The 279-nt window shown below is 44.8% G+C and carries 1 protein-coding gene; it reads left to right on the forward strand.

Annotated features, from left to right (window positions below; all coding sequences use genetic code 11):
- On the forward strand, positions 1-279 hold a 279-nt coding region (locus tag AYW76_RS19255; protein ID WP_197467856.1), incomplete at both ends, for a hypothetical protein.

The raw sequence follows: 279 nt of genomic DNA on the forward strand, positions 1-279 counted from the left end.
ATGGCGTGTCTTCGACCGATATAAAACTAAGCTGCTGTCAGATGTTGATTTTCTATTAGACACCAACACCGCTTTTGACCCTAAAATGGTCTCTGGCACAGCGTTCAACGCAGGCTTACAACAAGCAACAACTCAACCATTTAGGTTGGTACCTTTCTTTGACCCTGGGGTCTGGGGCGGTCAATGGATGAAAGAAGTCTGCGACCTAGATCAAGACAAGCCAAACTATGCATGGTGTTTTGACTGCGTTCCTGAAGAAAATAGCCTACTGCTTAAATA

It is taken from the genome of Marinomonas gallaica, assembly GCF_001639745.1.
Taxonomy (GTDB): Bacteria; Pseudomonadota; Gammaproteobacteria; order Pseudomonadales; family Marinomonadaceae; genus Marinomonas; species Marinomonas gallaica.